At 59.3% G+C, this 23,759-nt stretch carries 23 protein-coding genes and 1 pseudogene; 12 read left to right on the top strand and 12 right to left on the bottom strand.

The genetic code is table 11. From position 1 onward, the window contains the following. Window positions 1-167, bottom strand: a 167-nt coding sequence (locus tag QD461_RS34200) for a transposase family protein (protein WP_331384430.1), incomplete at its 3' end; no start/stop codon positions are given. On the opposite strand from QD461_RS34200, the gene QD461_RS34195 reads away from it, so the two are divergent. Then, window positions 166-486 (top strand): DsbA family protein, encoded by a 321-nt coding sequence (locus QD461_RS34195; RefSeq protein ID WP_028755235.1) that lies wholly within the window; start codon window positions 166-168, stop codon window positions 484-486. The genes QD461_RS34200 and QD461_RS34195 overlap by 2 nt on opposite strands. Before the next feature lie 63 nt (window positions 487-549). Here QD461_RS34195 and QD461_RS34190 read toward each other — a convergent pair. Further along, window positions 550-888, bottom strand: a pseudogene (locus QD461_RS34190) (carboxymuconolactone decarboxylase family protein). 498 nt (window positions 889-1,386) lie between these two features. Here QD461_RS34190 and QD461_RS34185 point away from each other — a divergent pair. From QD461_RS34185 to QD461_RS34155, 7 genes are read left to right on the top strand one after another with little or no spacing between them, the layout of a single operon-like run. Continuing rightward, the gene (locus tag QD461_RS34185) at window positions 1,387-3,171 is read left to right on the top strand and encodes a hypothetical protein (RefSeq protein ID WP_004112731.1); all 1,785 of its coding nucleotides are present in this window, start codon (window positions 1,387-1,389) and stop codon (window positions 3,169-3,171) included. Next, window positions 3,171-3,701, top strand: coding sequence for a nickel insertion protein (larC, locus tag QD461_RS34180; RefSeq protein ID WP_004112728.1), 531 nt, complete (start codon window positions 3,171-3,173; stop codon window positions 3,699-3,701). Before QD461_RS34185 ends, larC begins: the two co-directional genes overlap by 1 nt. A 14-nt stretch (window positions 3,702-3,715) precedes the next feature. Then, entirely contained in the window at window positions 3,716-5,020 is a 1,305-nt protein-coding gene (locus tag QD461_RS34175; protein WP_004112726.1) for a LarC family nickel insertion protein, read from the top strand. Continuing rightward, window positions 5,017-5,421: a hypothetical protein gene (locus QD461_RS34170; RefSeq protein ID WP_004112724.1), complete on the top strand. Its 405-nt coding sequence runs from the start codon at window positions 5,017-5,019 to the stop codon at window positions 5,419-5,421. The genes QD461_RS34175 and QD461_RS34170 overlap by 4 nt, the downstream gene beginning before the upstream one ends. Window positions 5,422-5,457: 36 nt before the next feature. Further along, window positions 5,458-5,823 carry a hypothetical protein gene (locus QD461_RS34165; protein ID WP_004112722.1) on the top strand — a complete coding sequence of 122 codons (366 nt, stop codon included), beginning with the start codon at window positions 5,458-5,460 and terminating at the stop codon, window positions 5,821-5,823. Continuing rightward, the gene (larB, locus tag QD461_RS34160; protein WP_004112720.1) at window positions 5,820-6,518 is read left to right on the top strand and encodes a nickel pincer cofactor biosynthesis protein LarB; all 699 of its coding nucleotides are present in this window, start codon (window positions 5,820-5,822) and stop codon (window positions 6,516-6,518) included. Before QD461_RS34165 ends, larB begins: the two co-directional genes overlap by 4 nt. Beyond that, complete coding sequence (locus tag QD461_RS34155) at window positions 6,511-7,557, top strand: HoxN/HupN/NixA family nickel/cobalt transporter (protein ID WP_004112717.1); 1,047 nt, start codon at window positions 6,511-6,513, stop codon at window positions 7,555-7,557. The genes larB and QD461_RS34155 overlap by 8 nt, the downstream gene beginning before the upstream one ends. A gap of 413 nt (window positions 7,558-7,970) precedes the next feature. On the opposite strand, the gene QD461_RS34150 is transcribed toward QD461_RS34155, so the two are convergent. The 7 genes from QD461_RS34150 to QD461_RS34120 form a co-directional block, all read right to left on the bottom strand. Continuing rightward, window positions 7,971-9,398 (bottom strand): methyl-accepting chemotaxis protein, encoded by a 1,428-nt coding sequence (locus QD461_RS34150; protein WP_240535385.1) that lies wholly within the window; start codon window positions 9,396-9,398, stop codon window positions 7,971-7,973. Further along, the gene (locus QD461_RS34145) at window positions 9,380-9,889 is read right to left on the bottom strand and encodes a hypothetical protein (RefSeq protein WP_240535384.1); all 510 of its coding nucleotides are present in this window, start codon (window positions 9,887-9,889) and stop codon (window positions 9,380-9,382) included. The genes QD461_RS34150 and QD461_RS34145 overlap by 19 nt, the downstream gene beginning before the upstream one ends. A 172-nt stretch (window positions 9,890-10,061) precedes the next feature. Then, the gene (locus QD461_RS34140; protein WP_004112713.1) at window positions 10,062-11,228 is read right to left on the bottom strand and encodes an ABC transporter ATP-binding protein; all 1,167 of its coding nucleotides are present in this window, start codon (window positions 11,226-11,228) and stop codon (window positions 10,062-10,064) included. A 77-nt stretch (window positions 11,229-11,305) separates the two neighbouring features. Beyond that, window positions 11,306-12,331 (bottom strand): Gfo/Idh/MocA family protein, encoded by a 1,026-nt coding sequence (locus QD461_RS34135; protein ID WP_004112709.1) that lies wholly within the window; start codon window positions 12,329-12,331, stop codon window positions 11,306-11,308. 30 nt (window positions 12,332-12,361) lie between these two features. After that, complete coding sequence (locus tag QD461_RS34130) at window positions 12,362-13,192, bottom strand: carbohydrate ABC transporter permease (RefSeq protein WP_004112708.1); 831 nt, start codon at window positions 13,190-13,192, stop codon at window positions 12,362-12,364. Window position 13,193: 1 nt separating this feature from the next. Next, window positions 13,194-14,123, bottom strand: coding sequence for a carbohydrate ABC transporter permease (locus QD461_RS34125; protein WP_004112707.1), 930 nt, complete (start codon window positions 14,121-14,123; stop codon window positions 13,194-13,196). Between the two features lie 73 nt (window positions 14,124-14,196). Beyond that, window positions 14,197-15,663: an ABC transporter substrate-binding protein gene (locus tag QD461_RS34120; protein ID WP_004112705.1), complete on the bottom strand. Its 1,467-nt coding sequence runs from the start codon at window positions 15,661-15,663 to the stop codon at window positions 14,197-14,199. A gap of 271 nt (window positions 15,664-15,934) precedes the next feature. Between QD461_RS34120 and QD461_RS34115 the strand changes: the two genes are divergently transcribed. After that, window positions 15,935-17,188: an ROK family transcriptional regulator gene (locus tag QD461_RS34115; protein WP_004112704.1), complete on the top strand. Its 1,254-nt coding sequence runs from the start codon at window positions 15,935-15,937 to the stop codon at window positions 17,186-17,188. Window positions 17,189-17,811: 623 nt separating this feature from the next. Here the strand turns inward: QD461_RS34115 and QD461_RS34110 are convergent. Then, on the bottom strand, window positions 17,812-18,117 hold the full coding sequence (locus QD461_RS34110; RefSeq protein WP_004112697.1) for a DUF982 domain-containing protein: 306 nt from the start codon (window positions 18,115-18,117) through the stop codon (window positions 17,812-17,814). Between the two features lie 626 nt (window positions 18,118-18,743). Then, window positions 18,744-19,202: a phasin gene (locus QD461_RS34105; RefSeq protein ID WP_004112695.1), complete on the bottom strand. Its 459-nt coding sequence runs from the start codon at window positions 19,200-19,202 to the stop codon at window positions 18,744-18,746. Between the two features lie 673 nt (window positions 19,203-19,875). Between QD461_RS34105 and QD461_RS34100 the strand changes: the two genes are divergently transcribed. The 3 genes from QD461_RS34100 to QD461_RS34090 all read left to right on the top strand — a co-directional run bounded on the left by QD461_RS34100 (window position 19,876) and on the right by QD461_RS34090 (window position 22,900). Then, window positions 19,876-20,631, top strand: coding sequence for an aquaporin (locus QD461_RS34100; RefSeq protein WP_004112693.1), 756 nt, complete (start codon window positions 19,876-19,878; stop codon window positions 20,629-20,631). A gap of 575 nt (window positions 20,632-21,206) precedes the next feature. Then, entirely contained in the window at window positions 21,207-21,797 is a 591-nt protein-coding gene (locus tag QD461_RS34095) for a NodA family N-acyltransferase (RefSeq protein WP_004112689.1), read from the top strand. Window positions 21,798-21,910: 113 nt separating this feature from the next. Beyond that, on the top strand, window positions 21,911-22,900 hold the full coding sequence (locus QD461_RS34090) for a LysR family transcriptional regulator (RefSeq protein WP_004112688.1): 990 nt from the start codon (window positions 21,911-21,913) through the stop codon (window positions 22,898-22,900). Between the two features lie 264 nt (window positions 22,901-23,164). Here the strand turns inward: QD461_RS34090 and QD461_RS34085 are convergent. Further along, window positions 23,165-23,759 (bottom strand): hypothetical protein (locus QD461_RS34085; RefSeq protein ID WP_414091365.1); only part of this gene is annotated, 595 nt, incomplete at its 5' end.

Here is a 23,759-nt window from a genome sequence, read left to right as displayed (position 1 = left end):
CATTCGACGATCTCGTCAAAATCGTCGCATGCGCCGATCGTCCCGCAAACGACCAGAAGAAGCACCTCGGGTAACGGATGGGCGACCCGCCATTGCTCCCGCTCATCCTCAACGAGACTAAAATGGTCCAGCAAAACCCGCAGCCGCGGGCGATCGTCTTCAAACATGTCGGCCTCCAAATCACCGACACTCTTGAATCACACCCAAACCGTTCAGGGAAGAAACGTTAACCCGAGTTCAGAGCCGTGCATCGAACAGACACTGCGTGAAATCGGACGCTCCGTTGGGATCGACAAAGACGTGTTCAACAGGGCAGTGGCGGACCAGGCCATCCTTGAGCGTCTGAACAAGCTCACCGACCAGGCGACTGACGAATTCGAGGTAGAGGGAACGCCTCCCTTCTTCGTCAACGGCAAGAAAATCACTGGGGCGCCGAGCCTTGAGGAGATGCGCAGCGCAATTGCCGCTGCTCTGAATGGGCATTGACCTCCCATTTGGTTGACTGGCGGAGAAGGCCCATTCCTTCTCCGCACTTCCTTCGTATCGTGCTCAGCCGGCGACGGTATCGAAGGCATCCAGCACGCGCGACGAATAAACCAAAGCTGCACCGGCGTTGAGCGCAATCGCGACCCCAAGTGCCTCGGCAATTTACTCCCGCGTGGCGCCGACTTTCGCTGCTTCGGACGTATGGCTGGCGATGCAGCCGTCACAACGCGTGGTCACCGCAACGGCAAGGGCGATCAGTTCCCGGGTTTTGGCGTCCAACCGACCGCTCTTCTGACCTGCGCCACCGAGGGTACGAACGCCCTCAAGTGTCGCCGGCGAAAGCCGGCCAAGTTCGGTTACGCGTGAGGACAGTTCCTGCCGGTATTTTTCCCAGTCGAGCATTCGAAAGTTCTCCGTGAATTTGGGCTGATGCAACGCGATGTAAGAGCCGCAGCCTTCATCTTTGGTCAGGCCGCGACCACATCTCGGAAAGGAGTATGGAGAAAACTTCATCAACTGAAATGGTATGATTTCACGAACCCATGAGCACCAATCATGCTTGTTGCCGGACAACCCTTGGACAGAGAGACCGCGAGTTGGAGAGACGACCTTGAGCGGCGGCCCAAATACGCGAAGCCGAATGGGCCCGCATTGTCTGCGGGGGCTTCAGAAATATTAACAGGGCAGCGCGCCATTATGAATGTTGCTCATGGAGACATGAGATAGTGCCACTTATCGCAATAATGACCCTGTGATATTCCCTGACGTTACCTGCGCGCCGCGCATACGGCAGATCGACGGACGGTGCGCGCTCGTTGCGAGAAAAGCCACTGGCTGATTTCGACGCTCGGCTGTTGCGGATCATGATCGCTGCCCGCCGGAAATAAAGGGAGAGGACCAATGTCGAGATTTTCGGCCGAACGCGAGAAGGTGATTCTGGCTTCGGTCATGGCGGCCAATGCCAATCCCGGCTGGTTGACCAGCGATCGCGTCGAGGCCCTGACCGGCGGCCATGGCATGCTCAACATCCCGGTCGTTGCAGTCTGCAACGTCATCGCGGCCGAACTGCGTCGTGGCATAAGCCCGGAAGTCAAGTTCGCCGATGCCGTGCGCCAGCCGATCGATGACCTTCTGACCAAGAGCATTGCTGTCGCCACGGCAGCCGGCGCCGACGGCGCCAATGCGGCGCTGATCGCGGCAACGCTGCTCTATCTCTGCGGCGCCAACGCCCAGGTCGGCATTCCTGCCGGTAACCGCAAGCTCGGCTCTTCGGCGCGCATGATCGCTGGCGTCAGCCGCTCCGGCCTTGCCGCCGTGCCGACGGCGAAGATGAACAACAAGATCTCGGGTTTCGCCGCCGTTGCGGCCGTCTACGAAGCCATGATGAAGGGGGAGCTCTCGCCGGTCCAGGGCCGTGACATTCCGGAAGGCGTGGGCGGCGGCGTGATGGTCGGCCACGGCGCGCTGGGCGAGGATTTGATTTTTCCCGGCATGGCCGAACGAGGGGCTGCCATCGGGACCAAGGCGATGATGGACGCTATGTCCGGCGCCGGCATGCCCAGCCAGAAGTTCCTCTCAGCCCTTTTTGGCGCGGCGGCGATCCTGGAAATCATCCATTCGGATGCCGACGTGGCCGAGGAATATGGCCCCTACGGCAAGGTCACCAGTGCTTTCGTCGCGGGGCGATCCGCCGTTCGCACCGCCGGCCTGCCCGAGAAAATACATGTCCGCATCACCGGCAAGGAAGTCGAGACCGCACGGCTGATCGGCGATCTCGGCCTGATCCTCAAGGATATCGGCGGGCCGACCGTGATCGGCATCATGGCGCTTGATGAAATCGTCTCGGTCTTCGAAGAAGGGATCTGCGGCGCGGGCGCGGGTCCCGTCAATCCGCCGCTCGGCCATATCTGCGGCGATGCGGTCATTGCGCTGATGTGTCTGTTGCAGGATGGTTCGACGGAACAGAGCGTGGCGCGCGCGCTACGTGCCCGTCGCCTTGGCTTCAGCTTCGATCCGGAAACTGCGATGGTGGCGATGAACATCGTTGCCCGCAAGGCGACGCAGATCTGCAACGGGCCGGTCACCGATGCAATGATCATGTCCTCCACCCCCATGGTCACCAAGGCGCTGCATGCCCGTGCGGCGCGCAGCTATGACGATCTCATGGCGGGCAGGAGCGTCGGCGAGATCGTCCGCGCGATGGACGAGGAGCGCCAGCTACTGGTGGAGACACGCGGGTCGGAATTCCTGAGCAAGGTGAAGGGTACCAATATCAAGGTTCATTTCACCAGGATCAGCAAGGGTGCGCGGCGATCGAGCAAGATGGCGGCGCGCTGGCTTGCCTTCGATCCGGCGCTCGACGCCGAAGTCACCGTCGGCGACGAGACGATCCATATGGAAGGCATCATCAACGCCGTGATCCCCGAAGTCGCGCAGGGCATCGGCAAGGAACGCGCGCCGTTCCTCACCGCACTTGCGCCGATCGCCAGCGAACTGCTGCTCGCCGGCAATGTAATTATCAACGTCACCATCCCGGCCGTCGTCGCCGCCGCCATGGGCAAGATGAGTGCGTCGGATGCGACGGGCGAAGCCCAGTCGGCAGGCCTGATTTCCGCCGGCATTCCCGGCACCAAGACCAAGGCAGAGGCAGCCGCCCTGGTCGCCGTCGAATCCATGGCGTTCTGATGGCGGGCGGCGTCATCCTCCTGATGGCCCAGATCGATGACGCGCCGGGCGAGTTGCTCGGGCACGTCATCGAGAAGATGGGCGAGATGGGCGCCAAGAATGTCCAGCTCCTTCCGAGTCTGGGCAAGAAGGGCCGCCCGTCCTATGTCCTGCTGGTTGACATAAACGCCGAAGACGAGCCGGACTTCGCCGGCCTGCTGGTCGGTGACCTCGGAATCTGGGGCTATCGGGCTCTCGAATCCCAGTACAAGCATTTCGACATCAGGCGTTATCGGACGCAACTTCGGCTAACGTGGAACGGCGGTGAACAAAGCTTTCCGCTGCGCCTCAAACGCATCCTGAGCGAGGGCGTGTTCATGCGGGCCAAGGCCGAACATGACGACCTCGTGGCGTTTGCGGAGCAGATGAAAGATCGTCTGCCTATACCGGTCGCAGTGCTGAAGGCGGCGATCGAGACCAGCGTCGGATCGGCAGAACCTGGCGAGACCCTGCACGTCGACCTGTCCGGTTGGCAGCATTCGGAACGATGAAGGAGGTGGGCCTCATGCATATCCATCTTGATGTTCTGGGTGGCATCGCCGGCGACATGTTCGTCGCCGCGATGTTGGACGCATGGCCCGAGCTGGTTGGAACGGTAGAGAGAAATCTTCGTCTGGCAGGTCTGGACGAAGACGTGCAGGCGGTCTTTCGGGCACACAATGATGGCGTGCTGACCGGCAGCCGCTTTGACGTCACGAAGACCGGCTCCGAACAGGAAGCTTCCGGTCCTGATCCTCATCGCCATTCTCAAGGACATGGCCATGCGCATCATCATCACCATGACGAACATGGACATGCTCATCCTCATGAGGAGCATGTCCATAATGGCGACCACAGCCACAGCCACCACCATCACCACACCCATTGGCGCGACCTTCGCGCCATGCTCGACGGCAGCCGTTTGCCGGAGGGCGTCAAGCGCGCGGCCATAGCCATCTTCCACGAACTCGCCGTGGCCGAAGCCGCAGTACACGGCAGAAACGTCGGTGACGTAGCTTTCCATGAAGTCGGCAACTGGGATTCGATTGCCGATATCGTGGCGGCAGCTACGTTGATCGACGCTGTTGGGGCCAAAAGCTGGTCGGTGGGTTCGTTGCCGATCGGGCGAGGCTGGGTCGAGACCGATCACGGGCGACTGCCCGTTCCCGCTCCCGCCACGACTCTTTTGTTGCGCGGGTTTGCCTTTCATGATGACGGTCGCCACGGTGAGCGCATCACGCCGACGGGAGCGGCGATCCTGTCCCATCTCTCGCCCGCGACAAGCCTCGGGTCGTCGCCTCGACTGCTCGAACGCACCGGTATCGGCTTCGGCACAAGACGCCTGCCCGGCATGAGCAACGTGCTTCGCATCCTGGCGTTCACCGAGGAGGGTGCAGCACAGGATCGGGTCGGCGTCATCCAGTTCGACATCGACGACCAGACCGGCGAGGAACTGGCCGTCGCCCTCGACCTTGTTCGCGCGGCCGAAGGTGTGATCGACGTGACCCAGACGCCGACCTTCGGCAAGAAGGGCCGCATGATGGCCTCGGTTCAGGTTCTCGCGCGCGTGGATGCGATCGACGCAATCGGAGCGCTCTGCCTGCGGCAGACCACGACGCTTGGCCTGCGCAGCCGGATCGAAGCGCGCACGGTCCTGCCGCGACAGTCGGTGACAACCGAGGACGGGATAAGGGTGAAGCTCGCCGACCGGCCCGGTGGGATGACGGCCAAGGCGGAAATGGACGACGCCCAAGGCGTTGATCGGAGCCACAAAGCCCGCGCCGAATTGCGCCGCCGGGCCGAAGCTGAGGCGCTGGAGCAAAAGTCATGATCGCGAAGGAAACCTCTCTCGCCCGTCTCAATGCCGTGTTCGACAGCGCCCGGCACGCGGCCGTGGCTGTCTCCGGCGGCGTCGACAGTATGACGCTCGCGTTTGTGGCGCATCGTCGGATGGGAGCTGACGTGATCATGTTCCACGCCGCCTCGGCCGCCGTTCCCCTGAGCGCCACCGAACGGGTCAAAGACTATGCAGCCCGTCATGGCTGGGACCTACGGATCATCGATGCGGGGGAATTTGCCGACGAACGTTATCTCGCCAATCCCTCGAACCGCTGCTTCTTCTGCAAGTCCAATCTCTACGGCACCCTGTCTTCGCTTTCGGCAGCGCAGCTCTTTTCCGGCACGAACACGGACGATCTTGGCGATTGGCGCCCTGGCCTCAAGGCGGCCTAAGCCAATGGTGTACGTCATCCCTTTGTCGAGGCCGGCATGTCCAAGGCAGATGTCCGTGCCATGGCGTCCGCCTATGATCTTGCTGACCTCGCCGAACTGCCTTCAGCGCCCTGCCTGTCGAGCCGCGTTGAGACGGCTCTCAGGATCGAACCCGAGATCTTGCAAGCCATCGATCGGGTCGAGATGCTGCTGCGGCGCGAGCTCTCGCCGGGAACGGTGCGCTGCAGGGTGCGGCAAACCGGGGTGGTTGTCGAACTCGATGAACCGACGCTGTCGAAACTCTCTGGCGATAGTCGCGCGCGCCTCGTGGGGCAGATTTCAGAGGCGTTCGGTAGTCGACGGCCGATCGATTTCCAGGCATACGCCCGAGGCAGCGCCTTTTTGCGGGAGCGAAATTCATGAACGAAGAAGTCCGGCTGGATTTCCAGCGCACAGAGCGCGTGGGATTCGATGAGGCAGTACTCTGCGCCCGGAAATCCGATGCGCAGCTTGCCACGATCATGGACCGCGTTTTAGAGCGCGGCACACGCTGTCTGTTGACGCGCCTCGAGGCGGAGGTCTTTGGTCGCCTCGCGCCGGCCTATCTTGAACGATTGGACTACGACCCCATCTCGCGGACAGCATTCCTGAATTGGACCCCGCCTGCCGAACAGCAAGCACCCGATATCGCCGTCGTGTCGGCCGGAAGTTCGGACATGCCCCAGGCCGCCGAGGTCTTGCGAACGCTGGCTTATCTCGGCGCCCCGACCAGACAGTTCATCGACATCGGCGTCGCAGGCCTATGGCGGTTACTGGAGCGGGTCGAGGAATTGCGGACTTTTCCCGTTATCGTCGCGGTTGCAGGCATGGACGGCGCTCTTCCCAGCGTGCTCGGCGGGCTCGTTCCCGGCGTGATCATCTGTCTTCCGACATCGACCGGGTACGGCGTGTCGAACGGAGGAGAAACCGCCCTGCACGCGGCACTCGCCTCATGCGCGCCCGGACTGACCGTCGTAAACATCGACAATGGCTACGGCGCCGCCTGTGCGGCGTTCCGAGCGCTCAGCATGGTCCGGCGGGTGTCTGTTCAAGATGGCAAGGGACGTCCGAATGCGTAGCCCTTTCGATGACGAACCGCTTTACGCCAAAACAAAAATTGCCATCGTTTATGCCTTGCTGGTCGCAGCCAACGTCCTGGCTTGGATCTGGGCTTGGACTTCGTTCTCCGATCGACCGGCACTGCTTGGCATGGCCCTTGTCGCCTATATGCTCGGTGTCCGTCACGCGTTTGATGCAGACCATATCGCCGCGATCGACAATGTCGTGCGCAAGCTTATGCACGAGGGTCGGCAGCCGTTTTCGGTTGGATTCTTCTTTTCGCTCGGCCATTCCAGCATCGGCGTTCTGGCGTCGCTTGCCGTTGCCATCACCGCCTATGCAATGCAGAGCCAGACTGAGGGTTTCCACGACATTGGCGGCGTAATCGGCACATCCGTCTCAGCACTGTTCCTGCTGGTGATCGGAATTGCCAATCTCGTTATCCTGAAACCTATCTGGGACGCCTTTTCGCGAGCGCGGCGTGGCGAGGAAATTGTCGATGAGGACCTTGATGCGCTGCTGGCTGGACGAGGCTTGCTGGCCCGCGTTTTTCGCCGCACCTTCAAGGTGGTCACACGCTCCTGGCATATGTATCCGATCGGCTTTCTCTTAGGCCTCGGCTTCGACACCGCCACGGAAATCGCTTTGCTGGGCGTTTCAGCTTCGCAGGCCGCGCAAGGCTTGTCGTTCTGGACGATCCTTGTGTTCCCGGCCCTCTTCACAGCCGGCATGTCGCTGATGGATACGACGGACAGCGCTCTGATGACGGGCGCCTACGGCTGGGCCCTTATGAACCCCGCCCGCAAGCTCTGGTACAATCTGACGGTCACCGCCGCCTCGGTGATTGTCGCGATCTTAATCGGAGGCGCAGAAGCGCTCGGCCTGATTTCCGACAAGCTCGGCTTGCGGGGCACTTTGTGGGAGGCAATCGCCACCTTTAACGACAGCCTTGAAAATCTCGGCTTTGGTGTCGTGGGCATCTTCATCGCGAGTTGGGTCGTTTCGGCAATGATCTATCGCATGAAAGGCTATGACCGCATTCACGCGAACGTATCTTGAGAAGGGAACGTACTCGACCCAAGCGAAGCACGCCGCCATATTTGCCGTGAGGTCAATGTAACGGTCGATGGAAGTTCATCTTCCTCAGCGCGTCCTCTATAGAGCTCGCGCCGACCGAGGTGACCGCCTGCTCAAGATAGGATCGGATGTCTGCCTCGCTCTTTCCTTCCAACAACGCGATTTCTGCGATGCTTCTGCCGAGCGCTATCCACAGCAGGCAAGACCTTTCAATCGGTGAGAGTATCCATTTGGGCATCAAACACCTTTTGCGAACTGATCACCTCGTCCGTGGAATCCTGGCTCGCCAACCTGTTCGAAGGCCGCTTGCAACTTACGACCTGTCCGCCCAGGCCATAACCATTCAGAAACGCACCGATGCCTAGGGCGCGACCGCTTAGGAGCGGGCCGTCGTATCAATGCTCGGCAACCTTGCGTGAGCCCTCCAAAGCACCCTTGACATCAGCGACGAGACGTAGCGCGGGCGAACCTGCCGACATCGGAAGGTCGCCTGACCGCTCAAAAGCTTGCAAAAGGTCCTCAGAGGCGTCGAGCCGAAACTCGGTGACGATATCCTGCAGACGCCGGACCTCCCCTGCCAGCGATGTGCTTGCCGAAGTATATTCCTCGGCCATGGAAGCGTTTTGCTGGGTGACATGGTCCATCCGGTTCACAGCGCTGTTGATCTCCGTAAGGGCAGCGGACTGCTCGTTTGCAGACGTCGCAATGGCAGAAAGCTGGCTGCTGATCAGGCCTACCTCCTCCTCAATCTTTTCGAGCGTTCGTCCCGTTTCCTGCACCAGCTTTACCCCGGAACTCACTTCGCCCGTCGAATTGCGGATCAGTTCCTTGATCCCCTTGGCCGCCTGGGCAGATCGTTGAGCAAGTTCTCGGACTTCCTGGGCGACAACCGCAAAACCTTTGCCGGCTTCGCCGGCCCGGGATGCCTCGACGCCAGCATTCAAGGCAAGCAGGTTCGTCTGAAACGCTATCTCGTCGATGACACCGATGATATTCGCGATCTCGTTGGACGAATGTTCGATGCCCTGCATAGCCGAGATCGCCTTTGCCATCACGGCCGCAGAATTGCGTGCCGACGTATTCGCGTCCGCTGCCGCGCGGCGGGCCTCCTCGGTGCGCCTGGAGGAATTCGAAACTCCTTGTGTAACCTGATCAAGGGCGGCGGCGGTTTCCTCAAGAGAGACCGCCTGCTGCTCGGTCCGCTTGGAAAGCTCGAGGGCACTTTGGCTTATTTCCGATGTACCGCCATCGATCGCCGCAGTGGCGACTGCCACCGTCCGGAGGCCGGTTGCCAATTGCTCGCGCGCAGCGTTGAAGTCGGCGCGCAGTTGCTCGAATTCGCTGGCAAACGGTTGTTCCAGTCGGAACGTGAGGTCGCCACTGGCAAGATGCTTCAAACCTTCAGCAAGGCTGGAGGTGGCCTCCGTCATCTTGCTTACCCGCTCCCGCTCTAACTCTTCCGCACGCACACGTTCGCGCTCGCGCGCCTCGCGGCCAGCTTCGACGTCTCTTTCCATCTCGCGTGCTCGCAACCCATTGTCTTTGAATATCTGCACCGATTTCGCCATCATGCCCAGCTCGTCGCGACGATCGGTTCCTTCGACAATTGCCGAGAGATTGCCGCCCGCCAGCGTCGTCATCGTGTCGGCGATCCGCCGGATCGGCTTGACGATCCAGGCGCGAACGGCAAGCACGCCCAGAACCAGCACCGCTGCCAAAGCGATCACGGCGCCGCCCATTGCCCTTTTCGACGTATCGGAGGCCAAGGCGGAAACGTCGCTGCGCTTTTGGTCGGCATCCTCGATCATCTTGGCTGCCGCCACTGAAATCTCGGCGATATTGCCGCGAATGCCGGTTGGCACATGCTCAGAAAGAGCTGCTGGACCATGGCGATGCTGGCCTCGCTGTCTGCCGTTCGGCCAACAGCGATTGCCGCACCGCATGTCGTCGTCAAGATTGCGAACCCATCCGTCTTCAACGGCGGCAAGTCGGCTTGCGCCGGTAACGCGGCGATCGCCAGATCCATGGAGGCGACGAAGCTTTCCTGCGCCTCCTTGAGGCTTTCTTCAGCACGCACCCTGCCGTCTTTGGAGCGCGCCATGATCATGTCGCCGATATTGGCGCGGGCTGTCTGGAGGCTTCGGTTGGATTGGGCCAGGTGAAGGGCGGCGGCTGCGTTCTTTGTCAGGAGGTCGGTGTAGGCTGCGTCGATCCTGAACAACTCCCGGGTCTCGTAGAGGGAGAGGCCGAGGGCCACCAGCCCGAACATGCCGACAACGACGAAGAACTTGCCAACGATTGGAACGTGTTTCACACGCCACTCCCCTTTGAGATGATGTTGATATCCGCGTTCGCAAACACGGGGTTCCAAAAAGCCAGCCACTAAAAAAAGGGGCTGCCGCCGAGACCTGAATGACGACAGCCCCAGTCGCCCTGGGAGGCAGGCAAGACGACCGGAAATCCGAGCGCTTGCTCGTTTCATCCGGTCAGTCGCGAATGGCAGCTCCTGTTTGCGGATCGAACCAGTGCAGCTTTTCCAGATGGACGGTCAGCGGCAGGCGCTTGTTGGGCGCGGGCGTCGATACTGGCGGGATACGCGCCACCAGCCGGTTCGTGCCCTTTCGTTTGAACTCTGGCGGATCCTCCACGTCGCTGATGTCGACGGGCGGAGAGGCAATGTCGAAAAAGACGAAGGTGTCGGGGCCGAGCGCTTCGGCAACCGGGATCGGCTCGTTGAACAGCGCTTCATGCTCTTTGCACACCAGAAACATTTCCGGGCGTATCCCGGCGATCACCTGCCGTCCGGCATAGGCAGACAATGCGGCACTCGCGGGAACCGGAAACGCAATCCCGGTTCCCGCGATCGTCGCGCGCAGGCTTGCCCCGTCCGCCTCAAGGTCGGCCCGGACGAAATTCATCGCAGGCGAACCGATAAAACCGGCAACGAACAAATTCGCCGGCCGGTCGTAAAGCCGCTGCGGCGTGTCGATCTGCTGCAGGTTGCTCTCGCCGGCATCAGCGACAGGCTTCAGCACAGCAACCCTGTCACCCATCGTCATCGCTTCGACCTGGTCATGGGTGACGTAGAGCGTAGTAACGCCAAGACGCTGGTTTAAAAGCTTGAGCTCGGCCCGCATCTGGACGCGCAGCTTGGCGTCGAGATTGGACAGCGGTTCGTCCATCAGGAATGCCATCGGATGACGGACGATCGCCCGACCCATCGCGACGCGCTGTCGCTGACCGCCGGAGAGCGCGCCCGGCTTGCGGTTCAGGTATTTCGTAAGGTCGAGCATCTCGGCTGCGTCGCGCACAAGCTTCTCGATCTTGTCCTTCGGCATTTTGCGCTGCTGCAGGCCGAAGGCCATGTTCTCGTAGACCGTCATGTGCGGATACAGCGCATAGTTCTGGAATACCATCGCGATGTCGCGGTCCTGCGGCTCGGTGTTGGTGACATCCTGATCGTCCATAAGCAGCCGGCCGCTATTGAGCTGCTCGAGCCCGGCCGCCATCCGCAGAAGCGTAGATTTGCCGCAGCCCGACGGTCCGACCAGCACGACGAATTCACCGTCGCCGACCGTGAAGCTCACATTGGCGACGGCGACGGTCCCGTCCGGATAGGTTTTTCCAATCCCGTCAAAGGTCATGGACGCCATATAGTTCTTCTCCCAGTATCACGTGGCGAGGCAAGTCATCGGGTCGGATGGCGTGCCTCGTAAGATTGGTCACGCCATCAGCCGATGGTCACGGGCTTGCCGCTGGCGACGGACTCCTCAATCGCAGCCAGTACCTTGGTGTTGGCAAGCCCATCATTGGCGTCGGCAAGCAGGGGCACGCCACGCACGACGCTATCGACGAAGCGCGCGATGGATTCCTGCACGAAGCCGCCGATGCGGGTTGCACCCGTCGGCGTCATGCCGATGTAGTCGTTGAACCGCATGCCACCATCGACGATACGGCGCAGGCCGCCGCTATGGGTGGGATCAGCCTGGATCTGACCCTTTTCGCCGACGACTTCCACCTTGAAATCGACAAGCGAAGGGTTGTCGCGCGACAGGATCCAGCTGTTTTCCATGGTCACGACAGTGCCTCTGGAAAATTCGAGGATCGAGGCATGGAAATCCTTGGTGTCGACGCCGCCGGCGGCAAGCGTCCCGGAACGGGCCACGGCGTAGACGCGGGTCACCTCGTCTTCGAGGATGAAGCGCAATACATCGACCAGATGGCTGCCCAGGAACCAGAGTGCGGAGGATTTCGCGGCCCAGCTCAGCATTTCGAAGGGAACGAAGGTCGTGTTGGAAAGGCGCGCCGTGCCGTGCTTGGCAAGCCCGATTTGGCCCTCCTGGATCATGTCGCGAACCTGCGCCAGGATCGGGTTCACACGATTGTGGAAGTCGATCATCAACTTGCCCTTGGACTTTGCGGCAGCCTCGGCGATCTCTTCTGCTTCCTTGACTGTGGTCGCGAGGGGCTTTTCGCTCAAGACATGTTTGCCGGCCTTGAGCGCTGCAAGGATGATCGGTGTGTGGGTAAAGTCGGGTGTGGCGACGGACACCGCGTCGATCCGGTCGCTGGCGATGAGCTTCTGATAGTCGGTGAACGCTTCGATTGCGCCAAAACTCTCCTTCATCTTCAGCGCCCTGCCCTCGTCGAGGTCGCAGACGCCAACCAGTTCGGTCTCCGGCAGCACGTTGAAGGTGTGGGCGTGGTTATTGCCCCAAAGGCCGGCGCCGATGACGCCGATGCGAAGTTTGCTCATTTTATATGACTCCATTCAAACCGTAAAAGATCAGCCCTTCACCGAGCCGAAGGTGAGACCGCGCACGACGTAACGGTCGAAGACCAGGAAGATGATCATCGGCGGGATCATCGCGAGCACGGCGGCGGCTGCGATGTAGTTCCAGGTCACGCCGCTGGTGGCGAAATATCCGAGCGTTCCGATCGGAAGGGTGGCGGTTGAACGCGAGCTCAGCACCAGTGGGAAGGCCGCGTTGTTCCAGGCAAAGACGAAAGCGAACATCGAGGTGACAATGATCCCGGGGCGGACGATCGGCAGCGTGATGCGCCACATGATCGTGTGCCAGCGGGCGCCGTCGACGCGGGCCGCCTCCTCCAGCTCCGCCGGCACCTCGTCGATAAAGCTCTTCATCAGCCAGACCGAAAACGGGATCGTCAACGTCTGCAGCACCAGCACCATCGACAAATACGAACCTTGCAGGCCGACCCGCGTGATCAACACGAAATACGGAATCAGGAAGGCAATCGGCGGCGCCATCAACAGGCCGAGATACCAGAGCATGATGTTCTTCTTGCCCCGCATCTTAAAGCGCGAGAGCGCGTAAGCGGCAGGCACCGAGAACGGCAGATTAAGCAACACCGCGCCGATCGCCACGATGAGCGAGTTCACGAGTTGCGGCGCGTTCGTGCCAGGATCGACGAGGATGTGGCGGAAGGCATCCAGCGTCGGTTCGAAGGTCACTTGCGGGGGCATCGCGAACGCTGTTTCTGCCGGCCGGATAGCGAGCGCCAGAAACCAGAGGATCGGGCCGATGAAGACCGCCAGGAACAAGAGGCCGGCGGCATAGGTGAGCGCAGTATAGAAGGTCTTGCGGCTGGCCATGTCACCACTCCTCATTGCGGAAGGCGAAGAACACGTAGAGGGCGATGATGACGTTGACGATCAGCACCGTGATCCACGTCTGGGCACTCACCAACCCGACATTGAAGTTCACCAGACCCTGTTCGTAGAGCGAATAGCCGAGTGTGCGTGTCGAGGTCCCCGGCCCGCCGCGGGTCAGCACCAGCACCGTGTCGAAGGTGTTGAAGATCTGCATGAAGCGCAGCATGACGATGATGGTCGCGGTGCGCCGGATGAGAGGCAGCTTGATGCGCATCAGGATCGTCCAGGCCGATGCGCGATCGAGACGCGCCGCCTCGATGATCTCGTCGGGAACGGAAAGCAGGCTCGCATAGAGGACGATGGCGAAGAACGGCGTCCACTGCCAGATGTCGACGAAGAGTATGGCGGCAAGCGCAGTCGTCGGTGACCCGAGGATGCCCTCCGCCGGCACCGGTAGCCAGAGCGACTGCAGCACCCATGTCACGAGACCGCCGCCCGGATCATAAAGATAGCGAAACAGGAAGCCGACGACGATCGGCGCGATCGTGGTTGGCAGGATCAGCAGCGCGCGTACGACATTCATGCCGGGCAGCGCCTTGAGCAGCACCAGTGCGATCGCCAGGCCGAGCGAAAACTCAATCGCCGTGCCGAGCACCGAAAGGATCAGCGTGTTGGTAAGTGCGGCGCGAAAATCGAACGCATCGAGCGCCTGGACGTAATTGTCGATGCCGACGAAAGCCAAAGGCTGCGGCCCGACCTGCAAGTTCCAGAAGTAAAAGCTGGATTTGAGAGCGAAGAGCAGCGGGTAGGCGATCAGCGCCAACAGCATAATCACGGAAGGCGCGATCAACAGGTAAGGCAGGTTGCGGCGGACGAAGCCGCGCCGGACGGGCGTAAGCGTTGGCAAGGAGCGAATGGCTGTCGTGTGCATCGTCGAAGTCCAGTTCTTCTTGGCGGATGACCGCCGGCGCGAGCGTTTCCGCGCCGGCCCGAGAAGAATTCCATTACGCCTTGCCGAGCTTGCCGATCAGCGCCTTGGCGCCGTCGAGCGTGTCAGCGTAGCTTTCCTTCTGGTAGGGGATCATCAGATTGCCCTTGAGGATGCTTTCGAAGAGGCTGTTGGCGCGCTCCAGCGCGGTCTTCGGATCTTCGCTGCCGGTCAGAAGCTGGTTGAGCGTCAGGCCGAGCACACTTTCGACCGCGGTATAACCCGGAACCGGCGGACGCGTTATCTTGCCGTTGCCCTGCTTCATCATGTCGTACTGGACATCGAGGTATGAATAGATCTTCTTGACGTCCGCGTCTTCGTAGAGCGACTTGCGGGCAAAATCCGAGAACTGGAAATTGAGGTCCGGCCACTCAGCCATCTTCTTCTGGGTCGCCTTTGACGTCGCCCACTTTATGAAGGCGTAACCGTTGTCCTGCCGGTCGGAACTCGACGGGACGCCAAGGCTCCAGCCGCCGAGGCTGACTGTCTGCGCCACGCCATCTGCCTTCGGCAGGGCTGCGGTCGCATACTTGTCCATGACATCGGACTTCTTGCCGGTCATGTAGCCGGAGTTCTTGACCAGGTAGAAATACGGCGTCCACCAGTAGAACATGCCGATATCGCCCTTGGCGAAACGGGTGCCGGCATCGAACCAGACGTAATTGATCGCCTCGGGCGGCGAGAGCTTGTAAAGCTGCCGGTAGACCTCGAGCGACTTTGACCAGGCAGGACCTGTGAGCTGCGGCGAGAAGTCCCACGGTGCGCCGGGGAAGGATTTGAACCAGTTCGCGCCGTGACTGGCGGAAAGCTGGGTGAACATATGGGTGATCGGGGACGGCTGCGATCCGCAGATCACCGTCGGGAAGAGCGGCTTGCCACCGAAGGACTTGCCTTCGAGCGACTTCAGCGTCTCGATGTACTTCGTCCATGTCCAGTCTTCAGAGGCCTTTGTCGGTGGCGCGGCGATGCCGAAGCTGTCGAAGATGTCCTTGCGGTACATCACCCCTTGCGCATAGGCCGCAACCGGCAGTGTGGCGATCTGCCCGCGCCACATGTTCGACGAATAGAGGACCTCGGGAATGAAGTCGGCGAGATCGATATCACTATCCTTGGCGATGTAGTCGTTGAGCGAGATGATCCAGCCGTTGTCGAGATACTGCCCGAGCCACATCTGGTCGACCGCGATGACGTCCGCGTCCGACGTCTTGGCGACGAAGGCCGAGACAAGGCGGGTCTGCAACGCGTCGTAAGAGAGGCTTTCGAGCTCGACCTTGATGCCCGTTTCCTTTTCGAATTCCGGGATCATGGCTTTCATCGAGAAGAAGAATGGATCTTCGACCGACAGAACGCGTATGGTCTTCGCGTCTTGGGCAGACGCACGCCGTGGCGCGACAAGCGCGCCCGCGCTCGATGCCAAGAGAGCGGCGACAGATGCCGACTTCAGCATGTTCCGGCGCGACATATTTCCAATATCGAATGTCATGTGGTGCCTCCTCAGTTGTTCTTAAATCCAACCTCATCCGACCACGGGAAACCTTCACGGCGCCGAGCTCGAGTTCGATTGTTACCCCTCATCTGCCATTGCCAACAGTTTGTTTGTACTTCGCACAAACTTATGGTACTGTCAAGAAGGTGCGTTCGGGCGTTCCCGCGGCTAAAGCCTCCGCATCTGTTGCGGTAAGCCATCAAGCGCCATCTGGTCGAGCAAGCGCTCTCAAGCTAGAACGACGGGGCTGGCAAATCGGAGATGCAAGTTGAAGTTCGAGAATCAGCCATCCTATTCGCTGGGGCAGCGCGGTCCCAACAAGGACACGCTTGCTGGCGAAAGTGGCAATGTAAGGCTCGTTTCGCAGTCGACCCTCGGCGAGATCAATCGCGGTCGGGTGCTGCAGGCGTTGTACGACAACGGTCCGAAAAGCCGCGCCGAGCTTGCCCGTCTGGCGGGCGTCAATCGCACGACGATCACGGGAATCGTCCAGCCGATGATCGAGGAGGGCCTGCTCGTCGAAGGCGACGCAGTGCCCTCAGACTTCAAGGGCGGTAAGCCGGCGCGTCCGATCTATTTCAATCCTGAAGCACCAATGCTAGGCGCCGTGCTTCTCTTGCCCGGCAGGATCCAGACATGCCTTGTGACGCTCAGCGGCGATATCAAAGCCCTCACCAAAGCGCAATTCGATCCGCATGGCGATAGGGGTGCGTTCCTGGCGATCATCAAGGACACCTTGTCCGCGACGCTTTCCCAAGCCCACCAGGCACCGTTCGGGATCGGCATCGCCTCGGGGGGCATGATCGACAGCGACAACGGGGTGATCCTCGCCGTCAATCTTGCGCCCGTTCTGACTGGCCTCCACTTGGTCGATATCCTGCAGGCGCATTTCTCATTGCCTGTTGTCATCGACCATCATCCGCGCGCGCTTCTCGTTGGCGACCGGTGGTTCGGGCCGGGACGGGGCCAACAAAACTTCGCGGCGATCTATACCGGTGAGGTATTGGGCGGCGCTTTCTACATCGACGGACGGGTCTACCGGGGCCTTGCCGGCTCCGGCGGCGAACTAGGCCATACCGTCGTGCAAATCGATGGGGAACTCTGCAATTGCGGCAAGCACGGATGCTGGGAAACAGTCGCCGCCCTACCCTGGCTGCGGCGTGAAGCGGCCCGACTTGGCTTCGCAAACCCTGAAAGCGTCACCTGTGCTCGCCTCGTCAAAGAGGCAGCAGAAGGCGCCGAAGCTGCGAATGGTCTGCTGGACCGCTATACCAGAAACGTCGCCTTCGGGATCCTCAACCTGCAGCAGACCCTGTCACTCAACTCCTATGTGCTGCATGGGGACATTGCAGGCGGCGGCGCGGACGCGGCCGAACGCGTCAGGCAACATGTCGAACGGTTGGTCAAGAAGCGACCGAACCAGGAGATTTCGATCACGCTGAATGGCATCGGAGAAGGTCATACGGCATTGCGAGGGGCCGCTGGCTTGGTCTTGTCCAGCCACCTGAAGCTCGTCATCTAGGCGGGATACGATCCCGGCGGCGAAACGGCCAACGACGCGGCTGAGCCATTGTGGTTTCAATTGTCGGGAGGTCACAAAACTATCGATCTCGCCGCACAAGCGGGCCGCTCGCGCTTTGTCTGGGAGGGGTCTTTCTCCAGCACAATCTCGGATACCCAATGAAAGTTCCGTGAGGCAATCGATAAGGGCGTAAGGGCCAATCATGGTCTGCGTATTGCTTCAAGTAGCGGCTGCTTGATCGCTTGATCGGATTGCTATCCCAGCGGCTCTTAGTTCGATCGGGGGAACGACAACATGCAGTGCCGGCGATCGCTAGATTGCAGAACGTCGATTGCACGCGCGCGCTCGTGCAACTCCGATAGACGACTGCGAATTTGCCGTGCTCGTTGAATAATGTATCGAATGTGAGATCGACAAGAAGGAGATACGTCTGCGCTACGCGAAGCTGCTCGGCAAGCGCACTCATTCACACCTTGCTCGTTTCGGTGCATGATCAACCGGCCGTTGTCGCCAAGGTCGACCACACCGCCAAGGAACTAGCCTTCATCAGACGGTCGACGGGGGCGATCTGGATTGGACTTGAAAGCGCAAGTCCAGCCTTGAGCAAAGCGGGACCATCCAAATCATTGGACGAGAGCCCGCCGAGCGATTCGTCCCGGGTGGGCGTTCGGCTTGGCTTTCAAAGGGGCCACCATGCCGGCTTCGAGGCAAGCGGCCATGAATGCCTCTCGTGCAACGACGGCGGCTACGCCGCCATTGAGGGCACCGCGACAGGTCCTGATGGCACGCTGATGGCGCTCGCCATAACGCAATGGCCATTCGTTTTCGAGAAAATCCAAAGCATCGTAAACGCCCGCAAACGTCCGCTCAAGACCACACTGCAGTCGGATAGTGACCAGACGAGTCCAGGAGACATCGGTTATCGGCATCCTATTTTCCTTTCCAATGTCACCTGTGACCATCCGGCAAATATTGGAATAACTTTCGCGCGTTCAAGAGTCGGAACGACGCGAAGTCGCCTTGATCGAGCCAGCAGGGGGCGACCCTCAAGGCAGAGCGGGTGGCAAACGTCGCCTGTTACGATGCGACGCGATATCGTGAAACTTGCCACCGCCTACGGCAATAATCGCAAAGCCTTTTCTCTGATCGTGCGTGGTGCGGCCAACCAAGCCGCTCCCTTGCGAAGATCGCACCGACTGACGATCGTAGAACGGGAGAGTCGTCGTTAGCTGCGATGATCAGGATGGCGCAAGGTATCGAGCAACTAAGCCCTTGCTAGCCGCGCGCCTCCCGACGACCACTTCAAAAAAGCGGTTATTGCCGAGGCTGCGACCGCGTCAGTTTCCTTGCTTCGGCAATTAAGCGCTATCACATCCCACGGCTCCTTCTGTCAAACAATTCTTTAGTGGCCTTGGATTCTCTAAACGAAACTAGGATCATGATCCGTCGATTGAAATTGCGAACACAACAGATCGTAGGGTAGCGCTCGTCTTCCTCCTAATTAAGACGGAGGGTACAACAGTCCCATAGGACGTTGTTGCACTGGCCAGCCAATTTATACTGCCTTGAGGTCCGCCAAAAATTTGTCAAATGCATTGTTGATCGGCTTGGCGATCTCAGCCACTGCCTTGCTCGCCAGTGCCCGGAATTCCTTGGCATTCTCGATGCTGGTGTCTACGCGCTTGTGCAGGAACGCCGATTGGAGTTCGAAGACCTGTGACGGCGAGTTCGCGCCGAACAACGCTTGCAAATGCGAGAAACCGGCCACCGCATTCGCCTGCAACGCAGCGACGGACTTAAGCGACAATTCGTAGCCGGCCAGCGTTGCGGTTTCGAAGATCGGAGTGAGTATTTTTTGCGCCTCTTCAGCGCTCGACGCGAATTTAAAGAAAGCTTCGGTCAACTGTTTGTTCCCCTTTTCTACGGATGCCCCGATTTGATCGGCCACCTTCAGAGGCGATGATGCTGAATTTTCGATTGTTTCAAAGGACCTTTCTGAAACCTTGGTGGTCATAGTGCTATTCCTTCTCACGTTGTTTGTTAATGTCGCTAGGCACGGCGATATTGTTGAAAAATTTGATCCTGAGAGTATCACCTGGCAGTTTGGACATGGACAAATGCGGAACTCAGTTTGACGGCCGTTCTTCAGAAACGGATCCGAGAGATCCGAATTGGCTCCGTTACCGCCTGGTTTAGGAAGGCGGCCATATACTTGGCTGCTTCTTGCCGCCTAACGACGAGTACGTGCAAACTCGATGCCAACTAGGCATACGCTTTCAAAAAGGTGTTTCCGAGTATTGTTCTGCCGCTTGCGCGCAAATCTTCAGACTGCAACGCGTCTGCTATGTCGCTTATTGTCGGACTCAAGACTTTTTTGAACGCCAGATAGATCGACCCTCGGAGTGATCGCTCTGCCGTAGACCCACTTTTGTTTGGCACGAAACTTGTGTGTTTATCGCAGACCGCCGGGAGCAAGCCGCAGCAAGGGCACCGGTCCTGATCTCGGCTGGTCGTCACAAAATTGAAGTCAACGACATAGGGCACAGAACGGACCGGACGATTGATCCTGTGGGCGTCAAAGGGTTCTGGCGAACACTGCATCGATAACCTGCCAAAAACCCAGTCGGCAGCGAGAATGTCGAGGTTGACGACAAATATCCGCAGAGATGCAATCAACGGAGTTAAGGATGAATAGATATTTTTGCGAATTACTAGGAACGTTTGCGCTCATTTTCTTCGGCTGCGGCACACTCGTCTTTATGCGTTCCGAGGTGGGCCCCCTCGGTGTCGCTCTTGCCTTCGGGATGACAGTGGTGGCGATGGCCTACGCGATTGGCCCAGTATCAGGCGCTCATCTCAATCCCGCGGTCAGCCTCGGTTTTCTTGTTTCGCGACGGTTTGGACTGTGGGACTTCCTCGCGTATGTCTTGGCTCAAAGTGCGGGGGCTATAGCGGCCGCAGGCGCTCTCTATGTGATAGCCATGGACAAAGTCGGTGGCTACGACATTGCCGTAGAAGGTTTCGCCCAAAACGGCTGGGGAGCTTATGGGGTCAGATCTGTGTTCCTGTTTGAGTTCATCTCCACGTTCCTGTTTGTAACGGTATTTCTCAAAAGCACCACCGAGGAAGGGGCGGGCACTGTCGCAGGTTTTGCAATTGGTCTTACCTTAGTCGCAATCCATCTGGCCGGCATTTCGGTTTCGGGTGCTTCTGTAAACCCTGCACGGTCGCTCGGCCCGGCGCTCTTTGCAGGGGAGACGGCGCGCTCACAGCTCTGGCTCTATATAATTGCACCGATGCTCGGTGCTGTTGCGGCGGGCCTTCTGCAACTCACTGAAGTTCTCGCGTTTCGACCAACAAGCAACTCGCTGAAGCGCAATGGCGCTACTCTTGCAGGGCGAAGTAGAGCTGATGCAGCTCGCCACTTCCAACCGCGCCCCTGACCGGGATTTCGACGGACTTCACATTTCCTTGGCGGCGAACCGCCCCGCCCCCGAGCCAGTATGGGGCTACATGTCACGTGATTCCATTTCCGCCGTTTCATTGTCACCTAAGCCGGTTCCAATCTCGTCTTTAGGGCGCATCGACCTTCTTTCCCGAGAGGAAAATCGGACCGCGGCCAGTATTGGAAAAAACTTGGGTCCATTCAGACCTAGCCCAACGGCCGAAAATACGTCCGATCGATATTGCGGCTGATGCTCCTTCAGGAGTCCTCTGTGAGCGGTTCGAACGCGAGCACTTTTTGGCTTCACCTGCAAACACTCTCTGCTCACCATTATGAGCGCTGCTCATGGATCCATGAAGGAATGCCATTTCAGTTTTGGTTCGCCTCATGATATTGGCCGCTGGGGTCAAGGATATCGCCTCGCCCGCGTCCATAGGACGAAGAGCATCAGCCTTGCAGGAAAGCCATCGGCCAGCACTTGTGCCGATATACTACCATTGCTTGTCGTAGCGATATAATAACAACCCTTAGGCCGTAAATCGTCCGGCCAGCGTCAAAAGAAGAGGTCTTTGAATGCGCGCAGACGTGCAGTGGAAATTGTGCTGGGAAAATGAGTTGCAACTCTCCGATCATGTCGAACTCGCCGAGTTCTTTCGGAAGACATACGGGCCGACTGGCGCGTTTAATGCAAAGCCGTTCCAAGGCAGTCAAAGCTGGGCCGGAGCAAGACCGGAGCTTCGTGCGATCGCGTACGACTCGATCGGTGTTGCGGCCCATCTGGGCTTGCTGCGCCGCTTCATCAAAGTTGACGGGGTAGACCTTTTGGTGGCTGAGCTAGGTTTATATGGAGTGCGTCCGGATCTCGAGGGGCTCGGCATCGCCCATTCGATTCAGGTTATGCTTCCCACATTGCAGAAGTTTCAAGTTCCATTCGCCTTCGGTACGGTTCGACCCGAGCTGCGGAAACACATTGAAAGATTCGGCCGACACAGTCCACTGACTGTTGTGTCGCAGGTGAGCGTACGATCTACGCTGCCACACGCACGCATCGACTTGCCGCCCACCCGTGTCGAGGATCCGCTTGTCATCATTATGCCGATTGGACAGCCCATCTCCGCCTGGCCAGCCGGTACGATGATCGACCGGAACGGACCGGAGTTATGAGCTACCTCGACTGCTAGCGGAAGTGCTCAGGCTCCTCGTGGAGCTCACTGTCCCAAGCGCAATCCGGTCCGGTCATCGGCAGGATCATATCGGCCGCCATCGGATGAAGAAATATGCGGTTCAATGGCCTTGATCTCAATCTTCTGGTTGCGCTCGACGCCCTGATGAGCGAACGTAATCTGACGGCGGCGGCGCGCAGCATTAACCTGAGCCAGCCAGCCATGAGCGCGGCGGTCGCACGGCTGCGCACCTTCTTCCAAGATGAGCTGTTTACGATCGCTGGGCGCGAATTTATCCCCACACCTAGGGCAGAAAGCCTGGCACCCGCCTTGCGAGATGCTCTGCTCCATGTTCAGCTCTCCATTATTTCCAGAGAGCCGTTTGAGCCCGCCCAATCGGATCGTCGCTTCAAAGTTATCCTTTCCGATTACGTCGCGCTCGTATTTTTCGAAAAAGTCGTTGAGCGCGCGGCGCGGGAAGCTCCTGCTGTCAGCTTCGAATTTCGGCCCCCGGGCGATGACACTGATGATTTACTCCGGCGCGGCGACGTCGATCTTCTCATTTTGCCGGAAGTGTTCGCGTCGAACACCCATCCCCGAGCAGGGCTGTTCGATGATGTCCACGTGTGCGTAGGCTGCACCTCGAACAAGCAACTGGAAGAGCCGTTTACGTTCGAGAGATACATGTCGATGGGACACGTTGTGGTCAAGTTTGGGAATGTCCGTAGGCCTGGCATCGAGGAATGGTATTTGCTCGAATATGGTCACAAGAGACGCATCGACGTCGTCGTGCATGGCTTCAGCATGATCCCGCCGATGGTTTCGGGCAACGAACGCATAGGAACCATGCCCTTACGGCTGGCGCAGCATTTCGCAAAAACCATACCCCTGCAAATCGTTGAGCTTCCGCTACCACTACTCCTTCCGTTCACCGAAGCCGTACAATGGCCCGCTCTGCACAATAGTGATCCGGCAAGCCTCTGGATACGCGAACTCTTATTCAAGGAGGCGTCCCACATGATTTCGCCGCCGGGCGCGGCCGAACCTCATATGCACCGGATTAGCACCGGCCCTGACCCGCTCACCTGCGATCGGCGAACTTGATAACGGGCGGAGAAGTCACGTGCTTTGCCCTTCACTTTAAGATTTACACAAGCCAATTGGGTTCGACCGCACGGCGATAACCGGTCGCAACGTTATTTTGCGTCCGGGCGCAGCGGAACAGCATGGATGCTCCAGTTGAACGAAAACTCGAATAATTGCAGCGGTCCGATCGACAGGAAGGACGAGCTGCCATAACTCGGGTCGCCTTTGCGGACTGCAGGCATAAGGCTCAGCACCCGTTACCGAGGCGATCGACGTTAGCCGTTACTTTGCAGAGTGCCGGTAAAAGACATCCGCCAGAATGTGGTGATCATGGCGGTAGACTTCAGCCATGATATTGTAGAGCTCTGGATCGTGAGCCTCGAACTCGTCTGATGTGGCGACGGTGAGTGCACCATGGCTGTAAGCTGTATTCGTATTGAACCAAAACCGCGTGCCTTCGGCCCAATACTCATCGACGGTGTTCTCCATATACGAACGCGCCCAGAGTCCTTTCTCGCGGGCGTGGAAATAGGCTTTTTCAACTCGCGCGACGAGATCAGGATCCACCGTGCGAAGCGCGTTGAAGATATTATGTGAGAATTCGTGAACAAGAATGTTTCCTCCGTAATAGCGAGTGCCAGGCACGCCCATCAAATTTTCCACGGCCCCCGTCGTGTAGAGCCCGCCCATGCCGCGTGCCCGTTGGGCCCAGTATTCCCGGGCAGTCATCTTGTCGATCGTGTTGGCGTAATTCCGCCGTTCGTCGGGGGTGAGGCGGGGATCATCGGGCGCCGGCTTCTTCCAATCCCGCTGCTCCGGAATGTCAGTCGTCGTCTCGTCGATCGCCATGATGCCCACCCGCGCCCCGGCCCAGATT

Origin of the sequence: Rhizobium sp. BR 314, from assembly GCF_047445805.1 — a bacterium.
In the GTDB taxonomy this organism is placed as follows: Bacteria; Pseudomonadota; Alphaproteobacteria; order Rhizobiales; family Rhizobiaceae; genus Rhizobium; species Rhizobium lusitanum_B.
This window is presented reverse-complemented; position numbering and strand designations above follow the sequence as displayed.